General features: G+C 52.0%; 1 protein-coding gene. It reads left to right on the top strand.

Annotated elements, in window-relative coordinates; translation table 11 throughout:
• Nucleotides 1–21 precede the first annotated feature (21 nt).
• A partial coding sequence (locus tag QP775_RS25595; RefSeq protein WP_483312051.1) for a fibronectin type III domain-containing protein occupies nucleotides 22–356 on the top strand: 335 nt, incomplete at its 3' end.

Raw genomic sequence — 356 nt, 5'->3', positions numbered from 1 at the left:
TCCCCAGCAGTTACGATACAAGTGACTACCGACAGTGGAAGTGTGCCAGACGTGACACCGCCAACGGCGCCAACTAATGTCACTGTCGTATCCAAGACGTCAAACAGCGTGAATTTGAGCTGGACGGCATCGACAGACAATGTAGGGGTAACGGGCTATACGGTCACATATGGCCCGACTACAGTGACTGCTGCTGGAACAAGCGCAGCAATAACAGGTTTAAGCGCAAATACAGCTTATACATTTGCAATTGCAGCGAAGGATGCGGCAGGTAACGTTTCCCCAGCAGTTACGATACAAGTGACTACCGACAGTGGAAGTGTGCCAGACGTGACACCGCCAACGGCGCCAACTAA

Origin of the sequence: Paenibacillus sp. UMB4589-SE434, assembly GCF_030226685.1 — a bacterium.
GTDB lineage: Bacteria > Bacillota > Bacilli > Paenibacillales > Paenibacillaceae > Paenibacillus_B.
The sequence above is the reverse complement of the archived record's forward strand: the minus strand, read 5'-3'. Positions and strand labels throughout refer to the sequence as shown.